At 54.8% G+C, this 23,084-nt stretch carries 18 protein-coding genes; 14 read left to right on the forward strand and 4 right to left on the reverse strand.

Features of this window, described 5'->3' with window-relative positions:
- The first annotated feature begins 625 nt into the window (after positions 1–625).
- From C4J93_RS22835 to C4J93_RS22875, 9 genes are all read left to right on the forward strand, one after another.
- Complete coding sequence (locus C4J93_RS22835) at positions 626–4,090, forward strand: hypothetical protein (protein WP_124430531.1); 3,465 nt, start codon at positions 626–628, stop codon at positions 4,088–4,090.
- A complete protein-coding gene (locus C4J93_RS22840) occupies positions 4,090–4,575 on the forward strand; it encodes a response regulator (protein ID WP_124371903.1) in 486 nt (161 codons plus the stop codon). The genes C4J93_RS22835 and C4J93_RS22840 overlap by 1 nt, the downstream gene beginning before the upstream one ends.
- Before the next feature lie 2 nt (positions 4,576–4,577).
- Entirely contained in the window at positions 4,578–5,822 is a 1,245-nt protein-coding gene (locus tag C4J93_RS22845) for a hypothetical protein (RefSeq protein ID WP_124371904.1), read from the forward strand.
- Entirely contained in the window at positions 5,812–6,270 is a 459-nt protein-coding gene (locus tag C4J93_RS22850; RefSeq protein WP_124371905.1) for a hypothetical protein, read from the forward strand. The genes C4J93_RS22845 and C4J93_RS22850 overlap by 11 nt, the downstream gene beginning before the upstream one ends.
- 936 nt (positions 6,271–7,206) lie before the next feature.
- Positions 7,207–7,467 (forward strand): DUF6124 family protein, encoded by a 261-nt coding sequence (locus tag C4J93_RS22855; protein ID WP_124430532.1) that lies wholly within the window; start codon positions 7,207–7,209, stop codon positions 7,465–7,467.
- 265 nt (positions 7,468–7,732) lie between these two features.
- The gene (moaA, locus tag C4J93_RS22860; RefSeq protein ID WP_372238186.1) at positions 7,733–8,713 is read left to right on the forward strand and encodes a GTP 3',8-cyclase MoaA; all 981 of its coding nucleotides are present in this window, start codon (positions 7,733–7,735) and stop codon (positions 8,711–8,713) included.
- A 37-nt stretch (positions 8,714–8,750) separates the two neighbouring features.
- Positions 8,751–9,650: a bestrophin family protein gene (locus C4J93_RS22865; RefSeq protein WP_124430534.1), complete on the forward strand. Its 900-nt coding sequence runs from the start codon at positions 8,751–8,753 to the stop codon at positions 9,648–9,650.
- A gap of 131 nt (positions 9,651–9,781) precedes the next feature.
- Entirely contained in the window at positions 9,782–10,678 is an 897-nt protein-coding gene (locus C4J93_RS22870) for a LysR family transcriptional regulator (protein ID WP_124430535.1), read from the forward strand.
- A gap of 113 nt (positions 10,679–10,791) precedes the next feature.
- Positions 10,792–12,231: a glycosyltransferase family 39 protein gene (locus C4J93_RS22875; RefSeq protein WP_124430536.1), complete on the forward strand. Its 1,440-nt coding sequence runs from the start codon at positions 10,792–10,794 to the stop codon at positions 12,229–12,231.
- A 15-nt stretch (positions 12,232–12,246) separates the two neighbouring features.
- Here C4J93_RS22875 and C4J93_RS22880 read toward each other — a convergent pair whose 3' ends face one another.
- Positions 12,247–12,735: a TIGR00645 family protein gene (locus tag C4J93_RS22880; RefSeq protein WP_124364470.1), complete on the reverse strand. Its 489-nt coding sequence runs from the start codon at positions 12,733–12,735 to the stop codon at positions 12,247–12,249.
- Between the two features lie 163 nt (positions 12,736–12,898).
- Between C4J93_RS22880 and C4J93_RS22885 the strand changes: the two genes are divergently transcribed.
- The gene (locus C4J93_RS22885; protein ID WP_124430537.1) at positions 12,899–14,722 is read left to right on the forward strand and encodes a hypothetical protein; all 1,824 of its coding nucleotides are present in this window, start codon (positions 12,899–12,901) and stop codon (positions 14,720–14,722) included.
- Positions 14,723–14,727: 5 nt separating this feature from the next.
- On the opposite strand, the gene C4J93_RS22890 is transcribed toward C4J93_RS22885, so the two are convergent.
- Together C4J93_RS22890 and C4J93_RS22895 are read right to left on the reverse strand one after the other, a co-directional pair.
- On the reverse strand, positions 14,728–15,045 hold the full coding sequence (locus C4J93_RS22890) for a hypothetical protein (RefSeq protein ID WP_124430538.1): 318 nt from the start codon (positions 15,043–15,045) through the stop codon (positions 14,728–14,730).
- 299 nt (positions 15,046–15,344) lie between these two features.
- Entirely contained in the window at positions 15,345–17,783 is a 2,439-nt protein-coding gene (locus C4J93_RS22895) for a Lon protease family protein (protein ID WP_124430539.1), read from the reverse strand.
- A 265-nt stretch (positions 17,784–18,048) separates the two neighbouring features.
- Here C4J93_RS22895 and C4J93_RS22900 point away from each other — a divergent pair, with 265 nt between their 5' ends.
- From C4J93_RS22900 to C4J93_RS22915, 4 genes are all read left to right on the forward strand, one after another.
- The gene (locus C4J93_RS22900; RefSeq protein WP_124364474.1) at positions 18,049–18,537 is read left to right on the forward strand and encodes a DUF3015 domain-containing protein; all 489 of its coding nucleotides are present in this window, start codon (positions 18,049–18,051) and stop codon (positions 18,535–18,537) included.
- A 92-nt stretch (positions 18,538–18,629) separates the two neighbouring features.
- Positions 18,630–20,483, forward strand: a complete 1,854-nt coding sequence (locus tag C4J93_RS22905) for a DUF4105 domain-containing protein (RefSeq protein ID WP_124430540.1) — start codon at positions 18,630–18,632, stop codon at positions 20,481–20,483.
- A gap of 241 nt (positions 20,484–20,724) precedes the next feature.
- Entirely contained in the window at positions 20,725–21,081 is a 357-nt protein-coding gene (locus C4J93_RS22910) for a hypothetical protein (protein ID WP_124405327.1), read from the forward strand.
- A 108-nt stretch (positions 21,082–21,189) separates the two neighbouring features.
- On the forward strand, positions 21,190–21,687 hold the full coding sequence (locus C4J93_RS22915) for a GreA/GreB family elongation factor (RefSeq protein WP_124430541.1): 498 nt from the start codon (positions 21,190–21,192) through the stop codon (positions 21,685–21,687).
- Here the strand turns inward: C4J93_RS22915 and gdhA are convergent.
- Complete coding sequence (gene gdhA / locus C4J93_RS22920) at positions 21,684–23,021, reverse strand: NADP-specific glutamate dehydrogenase (protein ID WP_124430542.1); 1,338 nt, start codon at positions 23,019–23,021, stop codon at positions 21,684–21,686. The genes C4J93_RS22915 and gdhA overlap by 4 nt on opposite strands.
- Between the last annotated feature and the right edge of the window lie 63 nt (positions 23,022–23,084).

Raw genomic sequence — 23,084 nt, forward strand, 5'->3', positions numbered from 1 at the left:
GAGCCCAAAGGGGTGAGGTCTAGCTCGGGATACCACCGTATGCAGCGTCACGAGAGGTAAATTTAGACGATAACTTATCCCAAAGCCGCGCTCTTATCTCTACGAATATCTGACCGATCAGGACTCAAGCTTCGATGATATTGGATAGCTCCCTAAATGTGACGCAAGCCTCACAGCCCGTCTGTAGAGCCCCATACGCAAGGAGAGAGAGGTAGCCAGTGTTCACCTGCACGCCTACGGGAATCGTGCAACGGCTTGCTCTATGGCGGATGAGTATCAAAGTTCCCATCGCAAACGATCTCCGCTCTCTAGCTAATTCTTGACCGCGGCCTGCTCCGTTGCTTCCAGAGTCCCACCAGAACTGGGCAAGCGTCTTGACCGCCACAAACACAATTTCGTTGAAGAAACCTGATTTTTGACTGAAAGTAGTGGCATTGTGCATCCACGTAGGACTGATTAGGGATCGCGAGGATATGACGAGAGTGTCGTTATCTTTCGGAATGGTCAGACCTTGAGCCGTACCAGTTCAAGCGAAGCAAAAAACACCTGAAAGCTAAGTTTTGAGCTGTCACTGGAAAACTTACGTTAGGCGTGTGATCTATTGGTTTAAAGTTAAGGATAATATATGCAAATTACAGGGGATTACACCAAAGCATTCTTGAAATGCCAGCATAAGTTCAGGGGTTTGGTTTCAGCTTTTAAGTCTACGAAATTTGTAAAAGAAAAAAGATTCGATCATTCCTTTCTATTTAGGAGTGGTTATCGTGAATTAATGCTGGAAGCTAGATCAACCTTGCACTACTCAATGTACTCTGAGTATCTGCAATGGGCGTCATTTCATGTAAAGCATCAACTCCCAGAATTATCCCGCTATCCGACAGGCTATGATGAACTAGAGGGTTTAGCGAGAAAGGCACCTATAGTTTCAGTTGACCAGGAAGTTTATTGGATAGTCGCCAGAATAAATGAAGACTGTGCAGTAATTAATACATTCAGAAAGATAGCTACGCATGTCGAACAATATATTCTCGAAGATGATGCCTTAGGTGGCATAGAGTTTTTAAAGCAGCTGGAACTGATGCTCGGAGCGAGCTTTTGGTCCGTTCAGCTCAGAATTGCTCTAGAAAATATAGCTGGAGGACTTGAAGGGCAAAAGAAATATACTTCAGAAGTTAGATCCATATATCGAAGCGGACTATTAAATTTCATAGCTTACAATACTAGCGTAAGAAATGAGGATCGAGTAAGCATTCAGAAATACTCATTGGATATTAAGCAGAGAATCGACAATCACAGCAAGTACGATGATTCTGTAAAAACCTACATGCATCATCGAATAATGGGTGATTGGTCATCGGATAGCGACAAAATCGCCGACGTGCTTCGTGTTGAGCAAAGTCACTCATTGATTGATGTTTATGAGACATTTATTAGTTTATTGCAGTACTCGCTGCGCGACGATGTAAGCATTAGCGTAAAAGCGCTAATGAAAAGCGCCTTACTCCAAGTAAAAAATATAGAAGATTTTAGACTCGAAAAAGCTCGCTTATTGTATGGATTACCTTCGAGTTGTAAATCATTAGAATGCAGAGACAGCAGACTACCTGAAGCTCTTTGTTCAGGAGATATTTTGCTGGCGGCGAAATTATCTCGTTTTTGTTTGAGAAATAAAAGTAACAAATTAGATGCGTGGAATTATATTTACTCGGGAGTGGCCTTTAGTTTCGGCAAGTCCGCCCCAAGAAGCACAACCATTAATAATACTCCATTATTAATCGCGCAACTGTTAAGGCAAGACGGGCAGTCGTCAACCGCCTATGCTAATTTGTTAAAGTTAGCAACGAATTTAGCCGGTTTGCCAAGCTATGCCGCAATCCGAACGTTTCTAGCGACAATTTACAGAATACGCCCGAATGAAAAGTGGCGATTTGATTTAATATCCATGAATACACCGACCATAGGGATTGAGGACAATGTAACTCCAACACGCATATACAATGCGCCAAATCTATCCGATTGTTGGGCGCAATTATTCAACCCAAGCACCTCGCCTATTAACCGCAGCAGCAGTACTCTCGCCTTATTTCAAGCGTGCGGCCTAATTGGCGCAGGTGATTATGACCCCGCCATTACCACATTAACTAGTTATCGCACTCTGTTCCCAAACGCCCTTCCAGCGCTAACTATTCCACTATTGCTAAATTCGTATTATTCAGCAGATATGCGACAGCATGTCATAGAGTTAATAGCTAACGAAGGTTCCCGAAACAGTAGCAGACTTGAATTGATACCAATTGAAAACACCATAGGCGACTATTATGTTCAAGATTACAACAGAATAACCAATTTTTTAATTGCGCCTATTGCGCTACATATGCTTTGGGAGAAGACTGAAAAAGATACAGTTGGGTCCAGCCTTCGATTTAAAACTGCTCAAGTAATCCGCCGTAAAGATGTCCAGGCTCCAGCAGCATTATACGAATTCAAAGAAACACTGGATCTACATATCCTTGTTTATTTTCTCAGGGAAGTTTGCGTACCAAATATCGTAGACCAAGCGAGAATTGTTAAAACAACTACAGAAATACTTCAGCAAAGGCAGGATACCTGCAGCGTGCTCCGAGAGCTAGACCCGGACCGAGCAGGTGATTATGAGGATGAAATTTTTGAAATAACTAATCGCCAGATAATGACCGCAGGGCAATGGATTGTAGATCGGACTAGAATTCACGTGGATGTATCTGCGCTCACTCGCTGGGCTACTCGAGAGCTTTCAGAAGATTTTTACCGGTACAGCGATCTGGCAAAAGTAGTCACCGCAATGGAATTTGATGAGGTAATGCGAGATATACTACTTGAAAATCAGATACCTATACAGTTTTCCGACTTCGATGAAGCAGATGCGGTGCTTTACTCTATGTTAGTTAAGCTGGCCTCTGAGTTTCTCAATAACTCGCTTTTTGGATTAGATTACTATTTAAGTAAAAGAATCAGACATCAATCATTTGTTGGTTTGATTCGTGGACCGCTTGAACTGCAGAACATTATCACAACAAAAGAAACTGGAAGTTCTGGATACAATAGAAATGACGCATGGTTAGATAAATTCAATAGCTGTGGACGTGATACAGTCGCGGCATTAGAAAAAATATTCAATAAATTTTCTTCGTCATTTGATGAAGCCTTGATTGAAACTAAAGATAAAATAATTCAAATAAAATCAAAGGAACACCCGCAAGGACTAGTTACATTTGAAATAACCCCGCAAATTATCCCCGTTGCCCGCATACTTTTTCAAGATGGTGACATGCCTGGCTTCGTCAAAACCTCTGTCGGACTTATGTGGGCACTGTTGGACAAGTCGCTTAGAGATGTGCGGGAGTACATCGGCGGCGAACTTAAACCCAACCTAACAATTGTGTTTGACGAGTTTCGAGCTCAACTTAAAAATCTAGTTGAGGGGAGAGCAGAGTATTATGAGTTGGGACGTGCCATTGGGGACAGCTCTGTGCAAGTTCAGATTGCGCTCGATGATGCAAGCAGCTGGTTTTCAAAGAACAATGATGTTGATGCGTTTCGCCGAACATTCAATGCGAGCCAAGCTGTATCTATATCCATCGAAGCCGCAAAAAAATGCTTAAGAAGCTTTGAGCCTGTGATAAGTATCGAACCAATCTCTACCGATATTGATGTTATGCCTAGTACTCTTGTATTCTTACATGATGTTCTATTTGTATCGCTGGATAATGCTCGCGTGCACTCTGGTCTTAAAATGCCGAAGGTTCGAATAGAAGTTGAACCTGACATCGAAGGTGAAAAGTTCGTAATTCGCACACAATGCCAAGCTAAACCGAGTGTTCGTATCGGAGCGGAAAAGAAACTTTCAGAGATCAGGGAAAAAATTGAACGTGGAGAATATGACACCAAAACGAAGACTGAAGGAGGTAGTGGTCTATATAAAATTGCTGCAGTGGTAAAACAGTCTGCCATGGGAGCAATCGAATTTGGATTCAACTCCTCTGGTGATTTTGAAATCGCCGTCACCTATCACTTTCTGGTTCAAGCTAGACAAGCAGAGGAGGCGTCTTGATGGAAACCAATCTCAAAATTCTACTGGTCGAGGATGAAACTCCGAAAATCACCCAGATTGAACTCTTTCTTAGGGGGCTTTGTATTCCGATGGATATACGATATGCGAAGTCCGTTAACTCAGCTCTAGATCTACTAGATGAGGAAATACCTGATCTAATGTTACTCGATATGTCTTTACCAACTATTGATGTGGATATCTGCGCCGGGGAAAGTGGAGGGAGGCCTCAAGGCTTTGGGGGGATCGAGGTTCTCCGATACATGGTCTTATCAGAGATAAGCTGTCCTACTATAGTTGTTACCGGCTATGAAGCATTTCCGCGCGAAGGAGGTGACTTAGACATTTCCCAACTTGGATTAGAACTTGAAATCGAATTTCCAAGAATTGTACAAAAAATTTTACATTATAATTCTACATATGAGATCTGGAAGAACGAATTAAGAGCTGCGTTTGAAAAATTCAAATCTGAGAAAGGGAACTCTTAATTGTGCGGATTCTAATCGCTGACGATCATCCCATACGCTACAAACCATTAGTTTTGGAGCTTGAGGCAATCGGCATAGATAAAACCAATATAGTGTATGCCATTAGTTCCGATGATGCACAAACCAAGTTAGAGCACGAGTTTTTTGATTTGCTCATTCTTGATATCTTGTTACCTCTATTCAACTATGATGATGATGTCTCGCATGAAAACTCCCTCGCGATACTACACCGAATTAATAACGACCTAACAATTATCAAACCTGGAAAAGTTGTGGGCATAACCTCGGACATCAAGGCGGCAGGAGCAGCAAGTGAAGTTTTTTCCGAAAGTACGTGGTCGATTATTAATTACTCGCAAATTGAAAATGAATGGATTCGAAAAACCGTAAACTGTGTAAAGTACATTAAGCAAAAAATCGATTCAACACCGGCCAGCACTTCAGCCACCTCACTTGTTGATTTGGCGATAATTTGCGCATTGGAGAGTCCAGAGTTTGACGCAGTTATGGATTTACCTTGGAATTGGGATGCCGCTCGCCCAATTGATGATTTAGTTTTTGTGAGAGACGGTTGGCTGTTGTCGAAAGGTAAAAAAATAACGGTTGTAGCGGCCTTTTCATCAAAAATGGGCATGGTTTCTACAGCTCTAAAAAGCTTCGCTGTTATTACAAAACTCAACCCTAAAATAATCGCAATGACCGGTATATGTGCCGGAGTTAAGGAACAGGTATCAATAGGCGATGTGTTATTCGCAGATCCGGCTTGGGATTTTCAAAGTGGAAAGCGGGTAAAGGATAGTGATAGTGTTACATTCTCGTTTGCACCACACCAACTTCCGGCAAATTATACAGTCCGCACACATATAGAACAACTTAGATCCAATCAAGACTTCTTACAAAGTCTTCCGGAGATTTTTGAAAAAAACTGCGAGTTTCGCACCAAGATTAAAATTGGTCCGGTAGCTTCAGGGTCTGCAGTTTTGGCAGACGGTGACACTATAAAAGAGATTAAAAAACAGCAACGTGAGTTAATCGGTGTTGAGATGGAAATTTATGGATTATACGCTGCAGCAATGGCGTCTAGTCCTCAGCCTAAATTCTTTGCATTAAAAGGTGTCTGTGATTACGCGGATCCTGACAAAGTGGATAAAGCTCAAAGCTATGCTGCCTTTGCGAGCGCTCGTGTGCTCCAGAAACTTTTTGAAGAATATGGTACTCGGTGTTTAGGAGATGCGAATGGGCGCTAATGTTCAGCAGTCGATGGATCACGCATGGCGTTACTTTGAGCTTCATGCTCAGCAGCGTATGTCGGTGTTCAATTTTTATCTAGCTATTTCTGGAGCAGTGGCTGCTGGGGGTGGGGTGTGCCTACAGCAAGGTGGTAAATTTGTTTTTGTGGCCTCTATACTCGGTGTATTTCTCTCATCAATCTCTTTCATTTTTTGGAAGTTAGATCAACGTGTTTCGGCAATGATTAAACGATCAGAAATAGCGTTATCAGCGCTCGAAAAAGCATCCTGCATTAAGCACGCGACGTTATTCGTAGATGATAGCTTAGAGCAGCGTAAAATACCGTACGGATTTCTTTCCACGTGGACGTATGGCCGATGTTTTAGAGTGTCTTTTAGCACTGTAGGGTTAGCCGGACTGATATTCGCAATAGTTCCGTTTTTGGTAGACTTTCCCGCAAAGTAAAAGGCTATGCTAGAAAACAAGCGGAGAAGGGTTTAAGACCTTTCTCCTGTTTGTTTTAAATAGGGAGTACAGCACTATTCGGAAACGCCGCTCTCAATGTAAGGTTTTCGTAACCATTTTTCATTTTTAACAAACGATGCTCGTTAAGAAAACCACAGTGGGCTGAACTTGTCCGCGAAGGTAACGGCATCGGCCATATTCTATACGCTGCGGTTATTTAACTTCCAAAAGAAACTGATAGTTTAGAGGCCTTCGTTATCACTAACGCCGGCATTCGCACAATACATTTAACTTTCGACTTGTCGTCGGGTGTGGCACCACGAAGTTGAGTCGCCAATGACAGCCTAATCGTCGCTTGCTGCCTGTCGTCACTGGCTGGAGCGTATCGCTGCCAAGGTCAGTTTTGATCGGTTCAGTGCCCCATCGAGTATAAACGAGGGCGAAGTAGAGAGTGATTTCATGAGGTATTCCATTTGGTATTCCACGGAAAAAAAGAAACTAAGATTAATCCAACATATCAATAAGATAGTGGATAGATTCAGATTACCCCGGCCCACCAATTCGAAGCATCGGCAAAACCCGCCTAGTGCGTTTTTTTGTTCTGGGGCTTAAAAGCCCGGCGGACAGACCTTCAGAATTTTCCTTCAACATGCAACGCCCTCGATGAACTGGCACAACTCCCTCCATCACGCTACCTTTCCCACGTCGCTGCTCATCAGCGACCGGCTTTGACAGGCCAAAAAGTGTAACCTTTCACACCCCTTGGTAAGACGGCATGCTCTACGCATTCCGCCTCGTTCATGGTGGCTGTGCGTGGGGCATCTTCGGGTGCGCCGGGTTCCTACACTTCCGGTCTGTCAACCCGCGTACAGCTGCCACCCAATCCTGTTTGACAGCAGGGGGCGGTAGCTCCTTAAACAGTGTGGGAGCTTCATCATGAAAAAGATCACCCCCAATCCCCCAACAACCCTCTTCACCCTCGCCCCAGACATCCCCGCCGAAACCCTCCTTATCCAAGCCAGTGAAACCCTCGCCTCGCTGAACGCCATGACCACCGATCTGGCCTTTGAACTGGAAGGCTCGCACCGCCAAAAGCTGCTGGGGGCTCAGCAACTGATCGTGCTGGGTGAGTTGCTGTTGGAGCGGATGCTGGACGCTCAGTTATTCACGATGCAATCCCCAGGCGCAAATCCATAAAACATCCCTGTCAGTTGAACAACCAACCCGTACCTGTGGCGAGCGAGCCCCCTCGCCACAGGTACGCTATTGAACCCCACCGCTCCGCCGCCTCCTGTGCCCCGTCAACTAACCGCTCATAGACCCCATCGATCAACCAGTCGCTAAGAGTGATTAGACGCCCGCAAAAAACACCGTTAGCCTCGCCTGAATCACCCGCCTATATAAGCGCCAGGGTATATATCCAACGTCGCCGCCGAGGTTTTTAGTGACCGATCAAATCCTGATGGATAGTTTTTCGCGCCGGGTCGACTACCTCAGGATGTCGGTGACCGACCGTTGCGATTTCCGTTGTGTGTATTGCATGGCCGAAGACATGGAGTTCCTGCCGCGCCAGCAGATTCTGTCGCTGGAGGAGCTGTACCAATTGGCGCAGAGTTTTGTCGCGCTGGGCACGCGCAAGATCCGCTTGACCGGCGGTGAGCCCTTGATTCGTCAGGGCGTGGTGGATCTGTGCAAGCGCATTGCCGCGCTTCCCGGTCTGCGCGAGTTGTGCATGACCACCAACGGTTCGCAGCTGGGCAAACTCGCCGCGCCGTTGTTCGATGCCGGGCTCAAGCGCTTGAATATCAGCCTCGACAGCCTGGACCCCAAGCGCTTTCGTGAACTGACGCGCACCGGTGACTTGGCCAAGGTGATCGAGGGTATCGATGCAGCGAATGCCGCGGGTTTTCAGCGCACCAAGCTCAATTGCGTGGTGATGAAAGGTCGTAACGATCACGAGATCAACGACCTCGTGGCCTTCGCCATTGATCGCGGCCTGGATATTTCGTTTATCGAAGAAATGCCATTGGGCGTGATCAGCGAGCACAGTCGTGCCGAGGCGTTTTATTCCAGTGCGCAGGTACGCGAGCGTATCGCCGAACGCTACACGCTGATCGACTCTGCAGAATCCACCCAGGGGCCGTCGCGCTATTGGCGCCTGGCCGAAGCGCCGCATATTCGCCTGGGCTTTATTTCGCCCCACAGTCACAACTTTTGCGGCACCTGCAACCGCGTGCGGTTGACGGTCGAAGGCCGGCTGTTGCTGTGCCTGGGCAACGAGCATTCGGTCGACCTCAAAGCGGTACTGAGGCGCTATCCGGGCGAACCGCAACGTTTGGAGCGCGCGATTGTGGAGTCGATGAAACTCAAGCCCTATCGGCACAACTTCACCCTCGACGATGAGGTGCAGGTGGTGCGCTTCATGAACATGACGGGCGGCTGACCGACCCGGTTTCAACTCATTGCACTAGGCTATTTCCATGATCGTCAGAGCCAAACCCAACCTGATCGGTGTATTGACGTCGCTCAAGGGCTCCGTGGCCCGGCGCATCGCACTGCGCAGCCTGCTGGTGACACTGCTGGCCTCGGTGATTGTGCTGGTGGAAACCCTTCATCCAGCCTACTTCTCCAAGGTCAACGCCACGCCGTTCACGCTGTTGGGCTTGTCACTTTCGATCTTCATGAGTTTTCGCAACAACGCCTGCTATGACCGCTGGTACGAAGGGCGCAAAGCGCTCGGCGCCATGCTGATGGATGTGCGCGCCATGATCCGGGAAACCCAGGTGATCCAGGACGCCCGCCAGCGCAGCGAGATCCTGCGCAACCTGTGCGGGTTCGCCCATGCCTTGAACGCCCGGCTGCGCCATGAAGACGAGCCCGGCGCGGCAGCCCCCTGGCTCGATACGCCGCCGCCGGCCAACACGCCGAATATCCCGGAAAGCATTGTCGGCCGCGTGACCCAGCAGTGTTCGGCCTTGGTCGAATCCGGGCGCCTCAGCGAGTGGCGCTATCAACTGATGGCCGGCCACTTGAGCAGCCTGACCCGCACGCAGACCATTTGCGAGCGCATCAAAAGCACCCCGCTGCCCTTCCCCTACACGCTCCTGTTGCACCGCACCAGCTACATGTTCTGCATTTTGCTGCCCTTCGCCATGGCCGAACCCTTGGGTTGGCTGACGCCGGTATTCACCGCCATCGTGAGCTACACGTTTTTTGGCCTGGACGCGATTGGCGACGAGTTGGAAGACCCTTTCGGCTACGACGAAAACGACCTGCCGACCAACGCCATCGTGCGCACCATCGAACGCGAAGTGCTGCACGCCAACGGCGCGACAGAATTGCCGCCCGTCCTTGAACCCATCGACTGTGTACTCAATTGAAGCCGTACACACGACGCATCCGCCGTTACGCTCATGTCTTTCTCCAGCAGGCCGCCATCAATCGATTGCCATGAGGCTCAAGCGCCTAAACAATGGCTGCCTATTGTTACGGCTGACTGGCAGGTGTCTTGATGGACATAAAGCAACTCAAATTCCTGATCGCGCTGGAGCAGACCCGTCATTTCGGCCAGGCGGCTGCGCGCTGCCATATCACCCAGCCGACGCTGTCGATGCGCCTGCGCAATCTGGAGGATGAGCTGGGGCTGGAGTTGGTCACTCGGGGCCAGCGCTTCGAAGGGTTCACCGAGGCCGGTGAGCGTGTGCTGGCCTGGGCCAGAACCCTGCTCGCCGCCCATGACGGGTTGTTCGCCGAAGCGGCGGCGTGTCGCGGCCAGTTGGTGGGTAACTTGCGCCTGGGCCTGGTGCCGCTCAGCGGTTTCAACCCGATCAGCTACATCCAGGGCCTGTCCCACACCTTCCCGGAACTCAAGTTCAGCCTGACCTCCATGAGCTCGGACAAGATCATCGAAGCGCTGGGCACCAATCAGCTGGACCTGGGGGTGTGTTACCTGGACCACGTAAACTCCAGCTACCTGGATTTTTTCGAACTGGGCGAAACCCGCGTCGGCCTGCTGTACGACACACGCCACTTCCACTTCGAAGGCACCGAAATGAGCTGGGAAGACGCCGCCCAATTGCCCCTGGGGATGATCAGCACGGGCATGCACTATCGAAAGTCCATTGACCTGAGCTTCCGCAGCCGCGGCCTCGCCCCCCAGCCCATGCTCGAAAGCGATTCAACCTATCAGCTGTTCCAGGCAATCCACGAAGGCTTTTGCTGCGCAATTATGCCGCTGGACAGCGCCCTGGAAAGCCCGATCGAAAACCTCGCGTTTATCAACCTGCCAGACGCCAGCGTGCTCGCGCCGCTGGGCATGGTGATGCGCAAGACCGAACCGCGCTCGGCGATTGCTGAGAAGTGTTTTGCGCACGCCAAGGAGTTGTTTGCCGCCAAGGCGCAAACTTAACCCGACCGCACAAAAACCCCACACTCGTTCACGAATCGTTAAGAAACCCATCCCTATACTGGCGGGCAGCCACGGTCGCTCTTCCGAGCGGTCTCCTGCCCGGTAGCCACCCCATGACGCGTCCCGTTCCCCTGCTGCTCCTGCTCGCTGCGCTGCTGTTCTTCTTCGCCCTGGGCAACCATGAACTGCAAGGCTCCACCGAAGCCCGTGTTTCCGGGATCGCCATGGCCATGCACCTGGACAATGACTGGGTGGTGCCGCGTCTGTTTCGTGAGCCTTTCCTGGAAAAACCGCCGCTGAGCCTGTGGCTGGATGCCGGGGCGATTCGCGTGTTTGGCGCGAGCACCGGGGCTGTGCGCCTGGCATCAGCCTTCGCCGGGTTGTTCAGCGTGATGCTGCTCTACGGCATGCTGCGCCGGTTCGGGCGGCCAACCACGCTGGCGTTCAGTGCCGCGTTGATCCTGGCGACCATGGCCAGCTATTGGGGCAATGTGCGCGGGGTGGGTGAGGATTCGTTGCTCAGCCTGGGCGTGACCGCTGCGTTGCTCGGGTTCTACCAGGCGATGCGCCCCGCGGCCGAGCGCCACGGCTCCGCTGCCTGGGCATGGGCATTGTTTACGGCGGGGATGGTCATCGCGACGTTGAGCAAGGGCGTGCTGGGCCTGGCGATGCCGGGGAGTGTGATCTTCGTTTACCTGGCCTGTACCAGCCTGATGGATAAACGCCTGCGCCTTGGCGACTGGCTCAAGCCCGCGCTGTTCACGCTGCTGGCCTTGGTGCCGTTGCTGATCTGGCTGGGGTTTCTGTTTCAGCGCGGCGGCATGCAGGCCGTCGGTGAGGTGCTGTGGACCAACAGCGTCGGGCGCTTCAGCGGCTCGTTTGTCGAAGCCGGGCATTACGAGCCGTTCTACTATTACCTCGCCAAACTGCCCGAGGCCTTCCTGCCGTGGAACATTCTGGTGTACCTGGGCCTGTGGCACTTTCGTAAAAGCCTGGTGCGCAACCGCTACCGCCTGTTTTTCAGCGTATGGCTGGTGGCGCAGTTCACCCTGCTGACACTGGCCTCGAGCAAACGCACGGTCTATCTGATGGCACTGACCCCGGCCGCCGCCGTACTGGCTGCCGAATATGCGCGGGTACTGCTGGAGTGGGTGAGAGAGCACAAACCGGCGCTGTACCGCTACCACCGGCGCATTGTCTTCGGCGTGTTTACCCTGGCCATCGCCTGCTACCTCAGCGCAGCCTTATGGTTCGCGCCCAAAGCCGATGTGCGTCAGTCATTCGTGCCCGTGATCAGTCAAGTCCAGGCATTGCAAGACGAAGGTAGGGAGGTGGCGCTGTTCCAACCCAATGAGCGGATTGCCGGCGCCAGCGTGTTCTATCTGCAGGCCTATTTGCCGATTTTGCAAACCGAGCCCCAATTACGTGCATTTCTCGGCGCCAAACCCGGCAACATTGCGCTGCTGGACCACACGGACCGACTGAATGAGAAAGTGACAGTGATCAAGGAAATGGCGATCAATCGCCAGCCTTACTACTTCGTCGAGCAGTAAGGCGAGCGCGCGCCATCAGTGCTTGGTCAGCTTGTCCAGGTAACCCATGGCAAACGCCGAGACCACGAAGGTCATATGGATGATCACGTACCACATCAGGTGTTGCGGATCGACGTTCTTGGCGTCCATGAAGATGCGCAGCAGGTGGATGGAGGAAATCGCCACGATGGACGCCGCCACTTTCATCTTCAGCGACGAAGAGTCCATGGTGCCCAGCCAGTTGAGCTTTTCCTTGTTTTCATCGATATCCAACTGTGAGACGAAGTTCTCGTAGCCGGAAATCATCACCATCACCAGCAGGCCACCGACCAGGGCCATGTCGATCAACGACAGCAACAGCAGGATCACCTCCGACTCCAGCAAGGTGAAAATATTGGGGATCACATGAATGATTTCCTGGAAAAACTTGATCGCCAGGATCAGCAACCCCAGCGATAAACCCAGATAGATCGGCGCCAGCAGCCAGCGCGCGGCATACATCGTGTTTTCGATAAAGCGTTCCATTGAATCTCACACAGCTTGGCTAAAAATGGAGCCGAGTATACCAGCCGCTACCGGGCACCTGTCACCGCGAGAAAACTGACTTGAAGTGGCATCTGTAAGGGCTTTTTTCTGCTAGTGTCGAGACCCTCAACTCGGCTCGATGCTGTCGGACAGGAAGACTCTGATGATGGATGTGCGATCCCCTTTGGCCACTCTCGGCCTGTGCGCGGCGTTGCTGATGACCAGCGGCTGCTCCCCCAAAGAAGAGCAGAAGCAGGCCACCCTCGAAGAGAAAACCAGCCAGTTCGAACAGTCCCTGGACAACATCCAGGACCCCAAGCTGCGCGACGCCATCGCCGACCTCGGCGGCTCGCTGCTGTTGCTCGAACGTGCACGCCTCAAGCTCGCCGCCAAGCCCATCGAAGCCGAATACGGCGAAGACACGCTGGCCCTGCTCAAGCATTACCCCACACCCCAGGCCTTGGTGGACACCTATATCAACGGCCTGTTCGTACTGCGCAGAGCCTCCCATTCCGACTACCTGACGGATCTGCAGCCGGTCTTCCCGTTCACCTTCAACGCCCCCGACCAGTTCCCCTTTCCCCATGGCCTGGAATGGCAGTCGGTCACCTTGAGCAACAACAAAGTCATTCCCTTCCAGCCGGAATGGTCGGAAACCGACCCCGGCATCCAGCTCAGCCCAAGCAGCTCCAACCTGACCAACCCCGACGACCTGACGGTGACCTACCCGTTCATCGAAGGCATCGAGACGGAAAACAAGAGCCAGCCGCAGCCTGTCAGCCTCAAAGGTGCGATTGAGGTTGCCGCACCAGGCAAGGTGCTGACCTTCGACCTGTCGAAAAAAGACCTCGGCCACCCGCGCACCGAGGGCAATATCACCCTCAACCTGGTGTCGCTGGACAAGAATTACGCCGAGCTTGAACTGACCAACAGCGCGCCCCTGGCCGCAGAGCTGGGCGACGACTCGCCCAACCCGCTGCTGGTACAGGCTCGGGACGGTACCGGCCAATTTCTCACCCGCTCAGGCTCAATCAACGAAAATGCCGCGCAAGTGGCGTTCTATGAAAAGCAGCTGGCCGAGATGCAAAAACAGAAGGCTTGGTCCGAAGCGTTCGAAAAACAACTCACCGACGCGCAAAAAGCCTTCGAACACACACAGAAGAGCCACTACGCCAAGGTGTACTTCAACGGATTGATCGACACCCTGCAGGTCAATGTGCTGGATTTTTCCAAGACCACGGTAACCCGCAAGGAGCTGGACCTGCCCGTGATGCGCTTCGACAAAAACAGCCTGCAACACACCGTGCAACCCTTGCCGATGCCGGTCACGGTCTATGACGACGCTGCGGCCAGCTGGCTCAAAGACGCCTCGCTGACGGAAGAACAATTGAAAAGCAGCGTCACCATCAGCCAGTCCACCGACGACGCCAGTGCCGCGAAAATCGTGTTCGACCACCCTTTCACCTTCAACGACGACCTGGTCGGCGCCGAGCGCAACAACAGCGACGCGCCGATCACGTTTTTCACGGCCGACGATAAAGGCGAGCGCGGCGAACCCATCGAGTTGCCCACCGAGGCCTTCGAGATGAATGCGGCAAGTGGCACGCTGACCTACGACCTCAACCTGTTCCCGGAAACCCCGGCGTTTGTGGTCGGCTCGGTGCCCTTGTTCCTCGCCACCATCGAGAAGGCCTCGATTGACACCAGCAAACTGCCCAAAGGCCTGGTGCTCAAGGACAACGCATTGATCGTCGACCAGCGCGCGTTTCCCGCCGACAGCTGGCGCTTCTACGCCAAGGACGGCAGCGGCAACTACCTCAAGGAAATTCTCGGCGTGAGCCACCGCGCCGAGGAGTACGGCACGGCGCTGTTTGACGTGCATTATTTCTACGGTCAGCCGACCACCCTGGAAAGCTACCAGCGCACCGACCTCGACACCGTGCAATATGGTTTCGAGGTCAAGCTGGACAAACCGGAAAGCAAATAGCCCGATTACAGGGCCAGTTGCTCGTGGCCGCCGTTGAGTTGGCGCAGATGGGCCTGCAGGTGCAGGCACCAGATCTGCGGCTCGTCCAATTGCTCGTAGCCATACAGGGTCAGGCTGTCGACGATGGAGCCCAACATGGTTTCTGCCACGAATGGCCCATGAAACGGGCCTTGGGACTTGACCGTGGAAGGCTGTTCGCCCGACATGCCGGCGGCGAACAATAATGTCCACAACCCGTTTTCCCCGGCGAGCGGGCGAATGGAGCATTCGATACGGGTTTCCAGGCCCAGGCACTGGCGGGTAAGGCAAAGGTTGCGCGGCATGGCGGCGACCCTCGGTAGATCGGCGTTCAGCCCCAGCGCAAAGGCGAGGCTGTTTCTATCCTGCGACTCCTGTGGATATCCCTAATCCTCAGAATAGAATAAAAACGCGACAGACCAAGGTGGTAGGGACCAACGGCACTGGATTGCGGAGGGTCGTCAATTTAATGGCACCCACAAAACGAAATGTGGGAGGGGGCTTGCCCCCGATAGCGGTGGACCAGTCAAAGATACTGAGACTGACACACTGCTATCGGGAGCAAGCCCCCTCCCACATTTTTGATCCCATCAAGCTTCAGGGATCAGGTAGGTTTGGCTTCCGCCAGTGCCTGCTGCGCCAGCTCCTTTTCCGCCTCCTTGAGGTCTTCCTCGCTGATCATCTCCGCAATTGCGCGCAAACGCTCCACCACGCGGGCATTGACCGTACCTTCCGGGAACTGCCCCTCGGCGTCCGGCTCGCCGGCATCCTCGCCCACCAGCAGGCTCAACGCTTCATCTGCCTGGCGTACCGCATAAATATGGAATTGCCCGTCGCGCACGGCCTGCAAGACCTTTTCGTCGAGCATCAGCGTGGCCACGTTGGCCTTGGGAATGATCGCGCCCTGTTCACCGGTCAAACCGCGCGCTTCGCACAGGCGGAAGAAGCCTTCGATCTTCTCGTTAACTCCCCCCACGGCCTGCACTTCACCAAACTGGTTGATCGAGCCGGTGATGGCAAAGCACTGCTTGAGCGGCGTTTTCGACAAGGCCGAGATCAGGGTGCAGGCTTCGCCCAGGGAAGCGCTGTCGCCGTCCACGTAACCGTAGGACTGTTCCAGCGCGATGCTCGCCGAGATCGCCAGCGGGAATTCCTGCGCATAACGGCTGCCCAGGTAACCGGTGAGGATCATCACACCCTTGGAGTGAATCGGCTGGCCGAGGTTGACCTCACGTTCGATGTCGACGATACCGCTGCCGCCGGGGTATACCGTGGCGGAAATCCGCGCCGGTACGCCAAACGCCGAATCACCGACTTCCAGCACCGTCAGGCCGTTGCACTTGCCCACGGCGGCGCCGGCGGTGTCGATCAGGATCACCCCGGCGAGCATGTCGTCGAGAATCCGCGCCGACACGCGCCCGGTGCGCGTGGCCTTGGCCTTGAGCGCGCGCTCGATATGCCCGGCATCGGTCATTTCGTCGCCTGCCAGGTGGCGAATGAAGTCCGCCTCGCTGACCAACTGGAACAAATCGCCGATACGCGCCGACAATCGGCCTTGATGTTCCGCCAGGCGTGCGCTGTAGGTCGCCAGCCGCGCCACCGCATCCGACGTCAGCGGCGCCATGCCTTCTTCCGAGGTGCGGGTTTTGAGCAACTGGGCGAACTGCTCCAGGCTTTCGTCGACCATCGGGATGTCTTCGTCGAAATCCACCAGCACCCGGAACATTTCCTGGAAGTCCGGATCGGCATCCTGCAACGCGTAGTACAGCTGGCGCGAGCCGATGATGATCACCTTGACCTGCAATGGGATCATTTGCGGGTTGAGGGTCACGGTGGCCAGGCGACCGAGCTCGCCAAGCGGCGACTCCATCTTCAACTTGCGCGATTGCAAGGAACGCTTGAGTGCATCCCACACAAACGGCTCGCTGAGCATTTTTTCCGCTTCCAGGATCAGGAAGCCGCCATTGGCACGGTGCAATGCGCCTGGGCGCAGCTGACGATACGTGGTGTACAGCGCGCCCTGGTCGGTGCTGTATTCGATACGGCCGAACAGGTTGTCGTAGGTCGGGTGCGGCTCGAAGACCACCGGCGCGCCGCCGTTGACCGGATGGCCCACCACCAGGCTCGGGCAGTACTGCTCTTCCAGCAGCTTGCGGGCCTGGGCGTCGGTCTTGGCGTCGTCGACCAATTGCTCGACCACGGTTTTCAGCAGATACACCTGCATGGCCTGCAGGTAACCGCAGACGGCGGCGTTTTCTGCGTACTTTTCCGACAACGGTGCGAGCAAAGGCTGCAGGGCCAGGGTGATGGTTTCTTCGTTGAACTGGCGCAGTTGATTGTTCGACTCACGCTTCCACTGCGGCAGGCTCGCCAACTCTTCGTTGAGGCGCTCTTCCAGCTCGGAAATATCGGTGTGGAAACGCTCGCGGTCGGCTTCCGGCAGCTGCGAGAACTCGGCCTCGTCCAGGGCCTTGCCATCGAGCATCGGGGTAAACGCGATGTTGGAGCTGTCGCGGTACAGCGCCACGTCTTTTTCCAGGGCCAGGCGTTCGATCACATCCAGGGCCTTGTCGTAACGCTGGTTGAATGCCCGGTCGATCGCGCTTTTGCGCTGTTGATACGTCGGGTGTTCGAAGACGGCCGGGAAGGTCGCCACCAGGTTGTCGACCAACCCGTTGATATCGGCGATGAACGCCGCTGCGGCGCCGCCTGGCAATTCCAGGGCGCGCGGTTCGCGCGGCTCATCGAAATTATTTACATACACCCAGTCCGACGGGGTTTGCAGGCGCTTGCCTTCGGCCCTCAGGTAACGTTTGACGAATGAAAAGCGACCGGTACCGGGTTCGCCCATGACAAACACGTTGTAACCGGGACGTGGCATTGCCACGCCGAACTGCAATGCTTCAACTGCACGTTCCTGGCCAAGCACACCGCGAAAGGGCTCCAAATCATTGGTGGTCGAGAAGCTGAACTGTTCAGCGGAAAAAGGGCGAGTCAGCGCTTCGGGCGCTAGACGCAAGCTGGCAGCAACAGGATCAGGCATCGGGCTTCCTTACATCAGGCGGGGCAGATGGGGGCATTCTGGCTCTCGGTTGCGCGCTCTGGCAAGGCGCGCTTTCGGGAAAGCATAGACAGCACGCGCGGCGTATAAAAAAATCATTCGAGACTGAATGTTTTATAAAAAATCACGGAACCCCAGGAACGTGCCTAAACTCCAAACTGCGCGGGTTGGACTAATAACTGGCCCCTAGGCGCTGCGAAGCGCCTGAACCCTTGTCCATTGGTTTGCACACAAAGAGAACAAAGCTATGAAACGGATCCTTCTTGGTACTCTCTTCACCGTCGTCTCCCTCAATGCAATGGCAGAAGCACCAGGTGGCCCGAACTGCGGTTGGGGCAACATGTTGTTCGAAGGCCAGCGCGGTACTCCGGCCCACTTCCTGGCCTCCACCACCAACGGTACTTCAGGTAACGCCACCTTCGGCATGACCTCGGGCACCAACGGTTGCAGCACCAACAGTTCCCTGACCTACGGCGGCAAGTCCTGGATTGCCATGAATGGCATGATGAACGAGCTGTCCGAAGACATGGCCAAGGGTAACGGCGAAGCGCTGACTACCTACGCCGTGGTACTGGGCGTGGCGCCGGAAGATCGCGAGCACTTCGCGGCTGTGACCCACGAGCACTTCCAGCAGATCTTCAGCAAGGCTGACGTGACCGCTGACGACGTGCACAACAACACCATTGCCGTACTGAAAAGTGATGCCCGTCTGGCGAAATACGCTACCCAGGCTTAAGCTCGACCCACCCGCGTCTTTCGAGGCGCGGGTTTTGTTTTTTCGACCTGCCCCCCTTGGGTCTTTTTTTCAGTCCGACTTAAGTAGCCCCCATGCTCAAACGCCTCGCTTGCCTGGCTTTCTTCGCCTGCGCCCCGCTGCATGCGGCACCGCACCTCGACGATCAACGTTTGCAGCAACTGGCCAATGACCCGTTCTGGCTGTCGCTGGGCCATTACGAAGCCGGCAAGATCAGTGGCTGGCGCAGCTATGTCAGCGACAAGAAATTCTTTCTCGCCGCCGACGGGGCGCATCATCCGGATGCCGAACTCAAGGCCACCGTGGATGCGTTGTATGCACCGGCCAGCCTGGGTGAAAAGCATGTTCAATGCGTTTATCCCGCACGCACCCGCTGGCTCAAGGACCAGTTGCAACTGACCGACCTGCCCGCCGTGGACTGCAAGGAATTCAAACAATGGTTCTCGGACGTCGCGCCCCACAGCGCGGTGATGATTTTCCCGGCGGCGTACCTCAACAGCCCGTCGTCGATGTTCGGCCATACGCTGCTGCGCATCGACCAGGCTGACGTGCAGAGCAACAACACCGCCCTGCTCAGCTACGCGATCAACTTCGGCGCCTATATCGAAGGCTCGGACAACAGCATTCTGTATGCCTGGAAAGGCCTGATGGGCGGCTACCCCGGCCTGTTCGCCCTGGTGCCCTACCAGGAAAAACTCTCCGAATACCGCAGCCTGGAAAACCGTGACCTGTGGGAATACCGCCTGAACCTCACCGAAGTCGAGACCAAGCGCATGGTCGAGCATGTGTGGGAACTCAAGCAGATCCAGTTCGACTACTTCTTCTTCGATGAAAACTGCTCCTATCGCCTGCTGGAATTGCTGCAAGTGGCGCGCCCAGGCCTGCGCCTGACCGAGCAGTTCCCGCTGACGGCGATCCCCACCGACACCGTCAAGGCGGTCAAGGAAGCGGGCCTGGTGGAAAAGATCGACTATCGCCCCTCCCGTGAACGCGAACTGCTGGAACGTGCCAAACCGCTGGACGGCGATGAGCAACAATGGGCGCTCACCATCAGCGATGACCAGCAGCAATTGCAGGCGCCAGCCTTCAAAGCCCTGCCCCGCGACCGCCAAGCGCTGATCATCGACGCTGCCTATCGCCTCGGCCGCTACCGCGCCAACGGCCTGGAGCGCGACACTGCACGCTCTCAGCGCAGCTTCGAACTGCTGCGTGCGATCAACCAGAACCCTGCGCCCGACCTGAAGATCACCCCGCCCGGCCTGCCGGAGAACGGCCACGAATCGCGCACCTGGCAGGCCGGCATCGGCACCCGCGGCGACAAAGCCTTCGGCGAATACGGCCTGCGCATGGCCTATCACGACCTCAACGACAACGCCGAAGGCTTCCCCTTGGGCGCACAAATCGAAATCCTGCAGATGAAACTGCGCCAGTACGAAGGCAATCACTGGCAGTTGCAGCAACTGGACCTGGCCACCATCCGCTCCCTGACCCCACGCAACGCCTTGCTGCAACCCTGGTCATGGCAAGTCACCGGTGGCCTGGAGCGCGTACCGGGTAAACACGACGATGAAACCCTGGTCGCCCACGTCAACGGCGGCGCGGGCGGCACCTGGCAGTTGAGCGACGACATGCTCGGCTTCGCCCTCGGCACGGTGCGCGTGGAACACAACAATGACTTCAGCGAAGCCATCTCCCCGGCGGCAGGGTTCAATACCGGCTTGTTGTGGAAAAACCCATTGGGCAACCTGAGCCTGGAGGCCAAAGGTGATTTCTTCACCAATGGCGAAGTACGGCGCAGCATCAGCCTGAACCAACAGTGGGAATTGTCGCGCAACCTGGGCCTGCGCTTGAGCGCCCAGCGCGAGTACAGCCACTTGTCCACACCAGTGAATGAAGTGATGCTCGAAGTGAAGTGGTATCACTACTGATTCAAGCCGAATGAAAATCAAAAATGTGGGAGGGGGCTTGCTCCCGATGGCGGTGGATCAGTCACCAGATGCAGTGGCTGACATTCAGCAATCGGGGGCAAGCCCCCTCCCACATTTGGTTTGTGTCTAGCCAGAAATAATTTTGCACAGCCAACATCCCGCAGACTCCCCTTTCACACACATCTGACAAATCCCTGACTAGACTTCCCCTATCAGCCGTAAATCGGCCAGGGAGTACGCCATGTGGCGGTCTGCGCTAATGCTGTGTGTAGTGGTGGGGTTGTCAGGCTGCCAATCGACCCACCAGGACTTATTGGCCAAAGGTTATCCGCCCGCCTTTGCCGATGGCTTCGACGACGGTTGCAGCAGCGGTCGCCAGGCCGCTGGGGTGATTACCGGGGAGTTTCGCAAGAACGTGCCCCGCTATCTGAAAGACCGGCAGTACGCCGAAGGCTGGGAAGATGGTTTCCGCCAGTGCAAGGCCATGCGCGAGAACGAGGAGCTGCGGGACTACCAGGACAACCGCAGGGATGACCGCGAGCACGAATGGCAGCAGGAGAAGGATCGCGATGCGGCCAAGGCTTATCGCTCGCAATAGCGCGCCGCGTTAGAAGCGGACGCGGAGCGTCCTGAGCGGCATTCCCGCGCAGAGCGTGGGAACGATCGCGCGGCGAACATGGCCCAAGCTCCATTGAGGGAGAACATCATGAGCCGAGCTTTTGTAAATGAAGACAATGCCGCCGCCCAGGCTGATCAGCCGGTGGAGCGTCAAGTCAGCGAGCAACCCAATCGCTTGACCGCGCAAGGGTTGGCGCAGTTGCAGGCCAAGGTTGCGCAGTTGCAGCAGGAATACAGCACCGAATCCGCCAAGGGCGAAAAGGCGGACAAGCAACGCCAGGCCGACCTTGAGCGGGATCTGCGCTACTTCAACCAGCGGGTACAAAGCGCCCTGGTTGTGGCGCCGGCCATCTCTACCGATAAGGTGCAGATCGGCAGCTGGGTGACCTTCGCCAACGAGCAGGACGAGCAGCAGCGCATCCAACTGGTCGGCGAAGATCAGGCCGATGCCAACGCAGGCTTGATCAACTGGGGTTCGCCCCTCGGGCGCGCATTGCTCGGCGCCCAGGTGGGGGATGAGGTGCTGTGGCAGCGCCCCGTCGGCGATCAGTTGATCGAAGTGCTGCGTATCGAGCCCGGGGTTTAGACGATGCCCTGGGCCAGCATCGCTTCGGCAACTTTGACGAAGCCTGCGATGTTTGCGCCCTTCACATAATTGACCCGGCCATTTTCTTCGCCGTAATGCACGCAGGCATGGTGGATCGACTGCATGATGCTGTGCAGTTTGCTGTCCACCTCGCCGGCGGTCCACAGCAGGCGCATGGCATTCTGCGACATCTCCAGGCCACTGACGGCCACGCCGCCGGCATTCGACGCCTTGCCCGGCGCGAACAGAATGCCTGCCTCGATAAAGATATCCACAGCTTCAAGGGTGGTCGGCATGTTGGCGCCTTCGGCGACGCAGATGCAGCCGTTGCGCAACAGGGCGCGGGCAGCGTCGGCGTCGAGTTCGTTCTGGGTGGCGCAGGGCAGCGCGATATCGCACGCCAGCGCCCAGGGGCTTTGGCCTTGGCGAAATTCCAGGCCAAAACGCTCAGCCAGTTCGCTGATGCGACCGCGCTGCACGTTTTTCAGCGCCAGCAGGGCTGACCATTGCTCCTCGGTCAACCCGCTCTCGGCGTACAGGGTGCCTTCGGAGTCCGACAGGGAAATCACCTTGCCTCCCAGGTCCATCACTTTGCGCGCCGCGTATTGCGCCACGTTGCCCGAACCGGAGATGGCCACGCGCTTGCCTTCGACCCGCTGGCCGCCGCGCTTGAGCATTTCTTCGGCGAAGTACACACAGCCAAAACCCGTGGCTTCCGGGCGGATCAGGCTGCCGCCGTAGGTCATGCCCTTGCCGGTCAATACCGAGGTGAACTGGTTGCTCAGACGTTTGTACTGGCCGAACAGAAAGCCGATTTCACGGGCGCCCACGCCGATATCACCGGCCGGTACGTCCACGTCGGCGCCGATATGGCGGTACAGCTCACTCATGAACGCCTGGCAGAAACGCATCACTTCGCCGTCGCTCTTGCCCTTGGGGTCGAAGTCCGAGCCGCCTTTGCCACCGCCCATGGGAAGCGAAGTCAGGGAGTTCTTGAAGGTTTGCTCGAAGGCGAGGAATTTCAGCACGCCCAGATTCACCGAAGGATGAAAGCGCAAACCGCCCTTGTATGGGCCGATGGCACTGTTCATCTGGATACGGAAACCGCGATTGACCTGGACCTTGCCCTGATCGTCCACCCACGAAACCCGAAAGCTAATCGCACGTTCCGGCTCGCAGATGCGCTCCAGAATGCCCGAGGTCAGGTAGTGGGGGTTGGCTTCAAGAAACGGCCACAGACTGCGCAGGACTTCTTCTACGGCCTGATGGAATTCCGGTTGGTCGGGGTCGCGTTTCTTGAGGTGGGCGAGGAAGGATTCGACGGATTCGTGCATGAAAAGTCTCGGCAAAATGATTGTTGTTAAACAGAGATTGAGCCGGACTTTATCAATTCATTT

It is taken from the genome of Pseudomonas sp. R2-37-08W, from assembly GCF_003851705.1.
Lineage (GTDB): Bacteria > Pseudomonadota > Gammaproteobacteria > Pseudomonadales > Pseudomonadaceae > Aquipseudomonas.

Coding starts and splice junctions, on each gene's coding strand:
- C4J93_RS22875 (WP_124430536.1), top strand. CDS start 10,792: ATGACGCGTCCCGTTCCCCTGCTGCTCCTGCTCGCTGCGCTGCTGTTC.
- C4J93_RS22910 (WP_124405327.1), top strand. CDS start 20,725: ATGTGGCGGTCTGCGCTAATGCTGTGTGTAGTGGTGGGGTTGTCAGGC.
- C4J93_RS22900 (WP_124364474.1), top strand. CDS start 18,049: ATGAAACGGATCCTTCTTGGTACTCTCTTCACCGTCGTCTCCCTCAAT.
- C4J93_RS22905 (WP_124430540.1), top strand. CDS start 18,630: ATGCTCAAACGCCTCGCTTGCCTGGCTTTCTTCGCCTGCGCCCCGCTG.
- gdhA (WP_124430542.1), bottom strand. CDS start 23,021: ATGCACGAATCCGTCGAATCCTTCCTCGCCCACCTCAAGAAACGCGAC.
- C4J93_RS22915 (WP_124430541.1), top strand. CDS start 21,190: ATGAGCCGAGCTTTTGTAAATGAAGACAATGCCGCCGCCCAGGCTGAT.
- C4J93_RS22865 (WP_124430534.1), top strand. CDS start 8,751: ATGATCGTCAGAGCCAAACCCAACCTGATCGGTGTATTGACGTCGCTC.
- C4J93_RS22840 (WP_124371903.1), top strand. CDS start 4,090: ATGGAAACCAATCTCAAAATTCTACTGGTCGAGGATGAAACTCCGAAA.
- C4J93_RS22890 (WP_124430538.1), bottom strand. CDS start 15,045: ATGCCGCGCAACCTTTGCCTTACCCGCCAGTGCCTGGGCCTGGAAACC.
- C4J93_RS22885 (WP_124430537.1), top strand. CDS start 12,899: ATGATGGATGTGCGATCCCCTTTGGCCACTCTCGGCCTGTGCGCGGCG.
- C4J93_RS22880 (WP_124364470.1), bottom strand. CDS start 12,735: ATGGAACGCTTTATCGAAAACACGATGTATGCCGCGCGCTGGCTGCTG.
- moaA (WP_372238186.1), top strand. CDS start 7,733: ATGGATAGTTTTTCGCGCCGGGTCGACTACCTCAGGATGTCGGTGACC.
- C4J93_RS22895 (WP_124430539.1), bottom strand. CDS start 17,783: ATGCCTGATCCTGTTGCTGCCAGCTTGCGTCTAGCGCCCGAAGCGCTG.
- C4J93_RS22870 (WP_124430535.1), top strand. CDS start 9,782: ATGGACATAAAGCAACTCAAATTCCTGATCGCGCTGGAGCAGACCCGT.
- C4J93_RS22850 (WP_124371905.1), top strand. CDS start 5,812: ATGGGCGCTAATGTTCAGCAGTCGATGGATCACGCATGGCGTTACTTT.
- C4J93_RS22855 (WP_124430532.1), top strand. CDS start 7,207: ATGAAAAAGATCACCCCCAATCCCCCAACAACCCTCTTCACCCTCGCC.
- C4J93_RS22835 (WP_124430531.1), top strand. CDS start 626: ATGCAAATTACAGGGGATTACACCAAAGCATTCTTGAAATGCCAGCAT.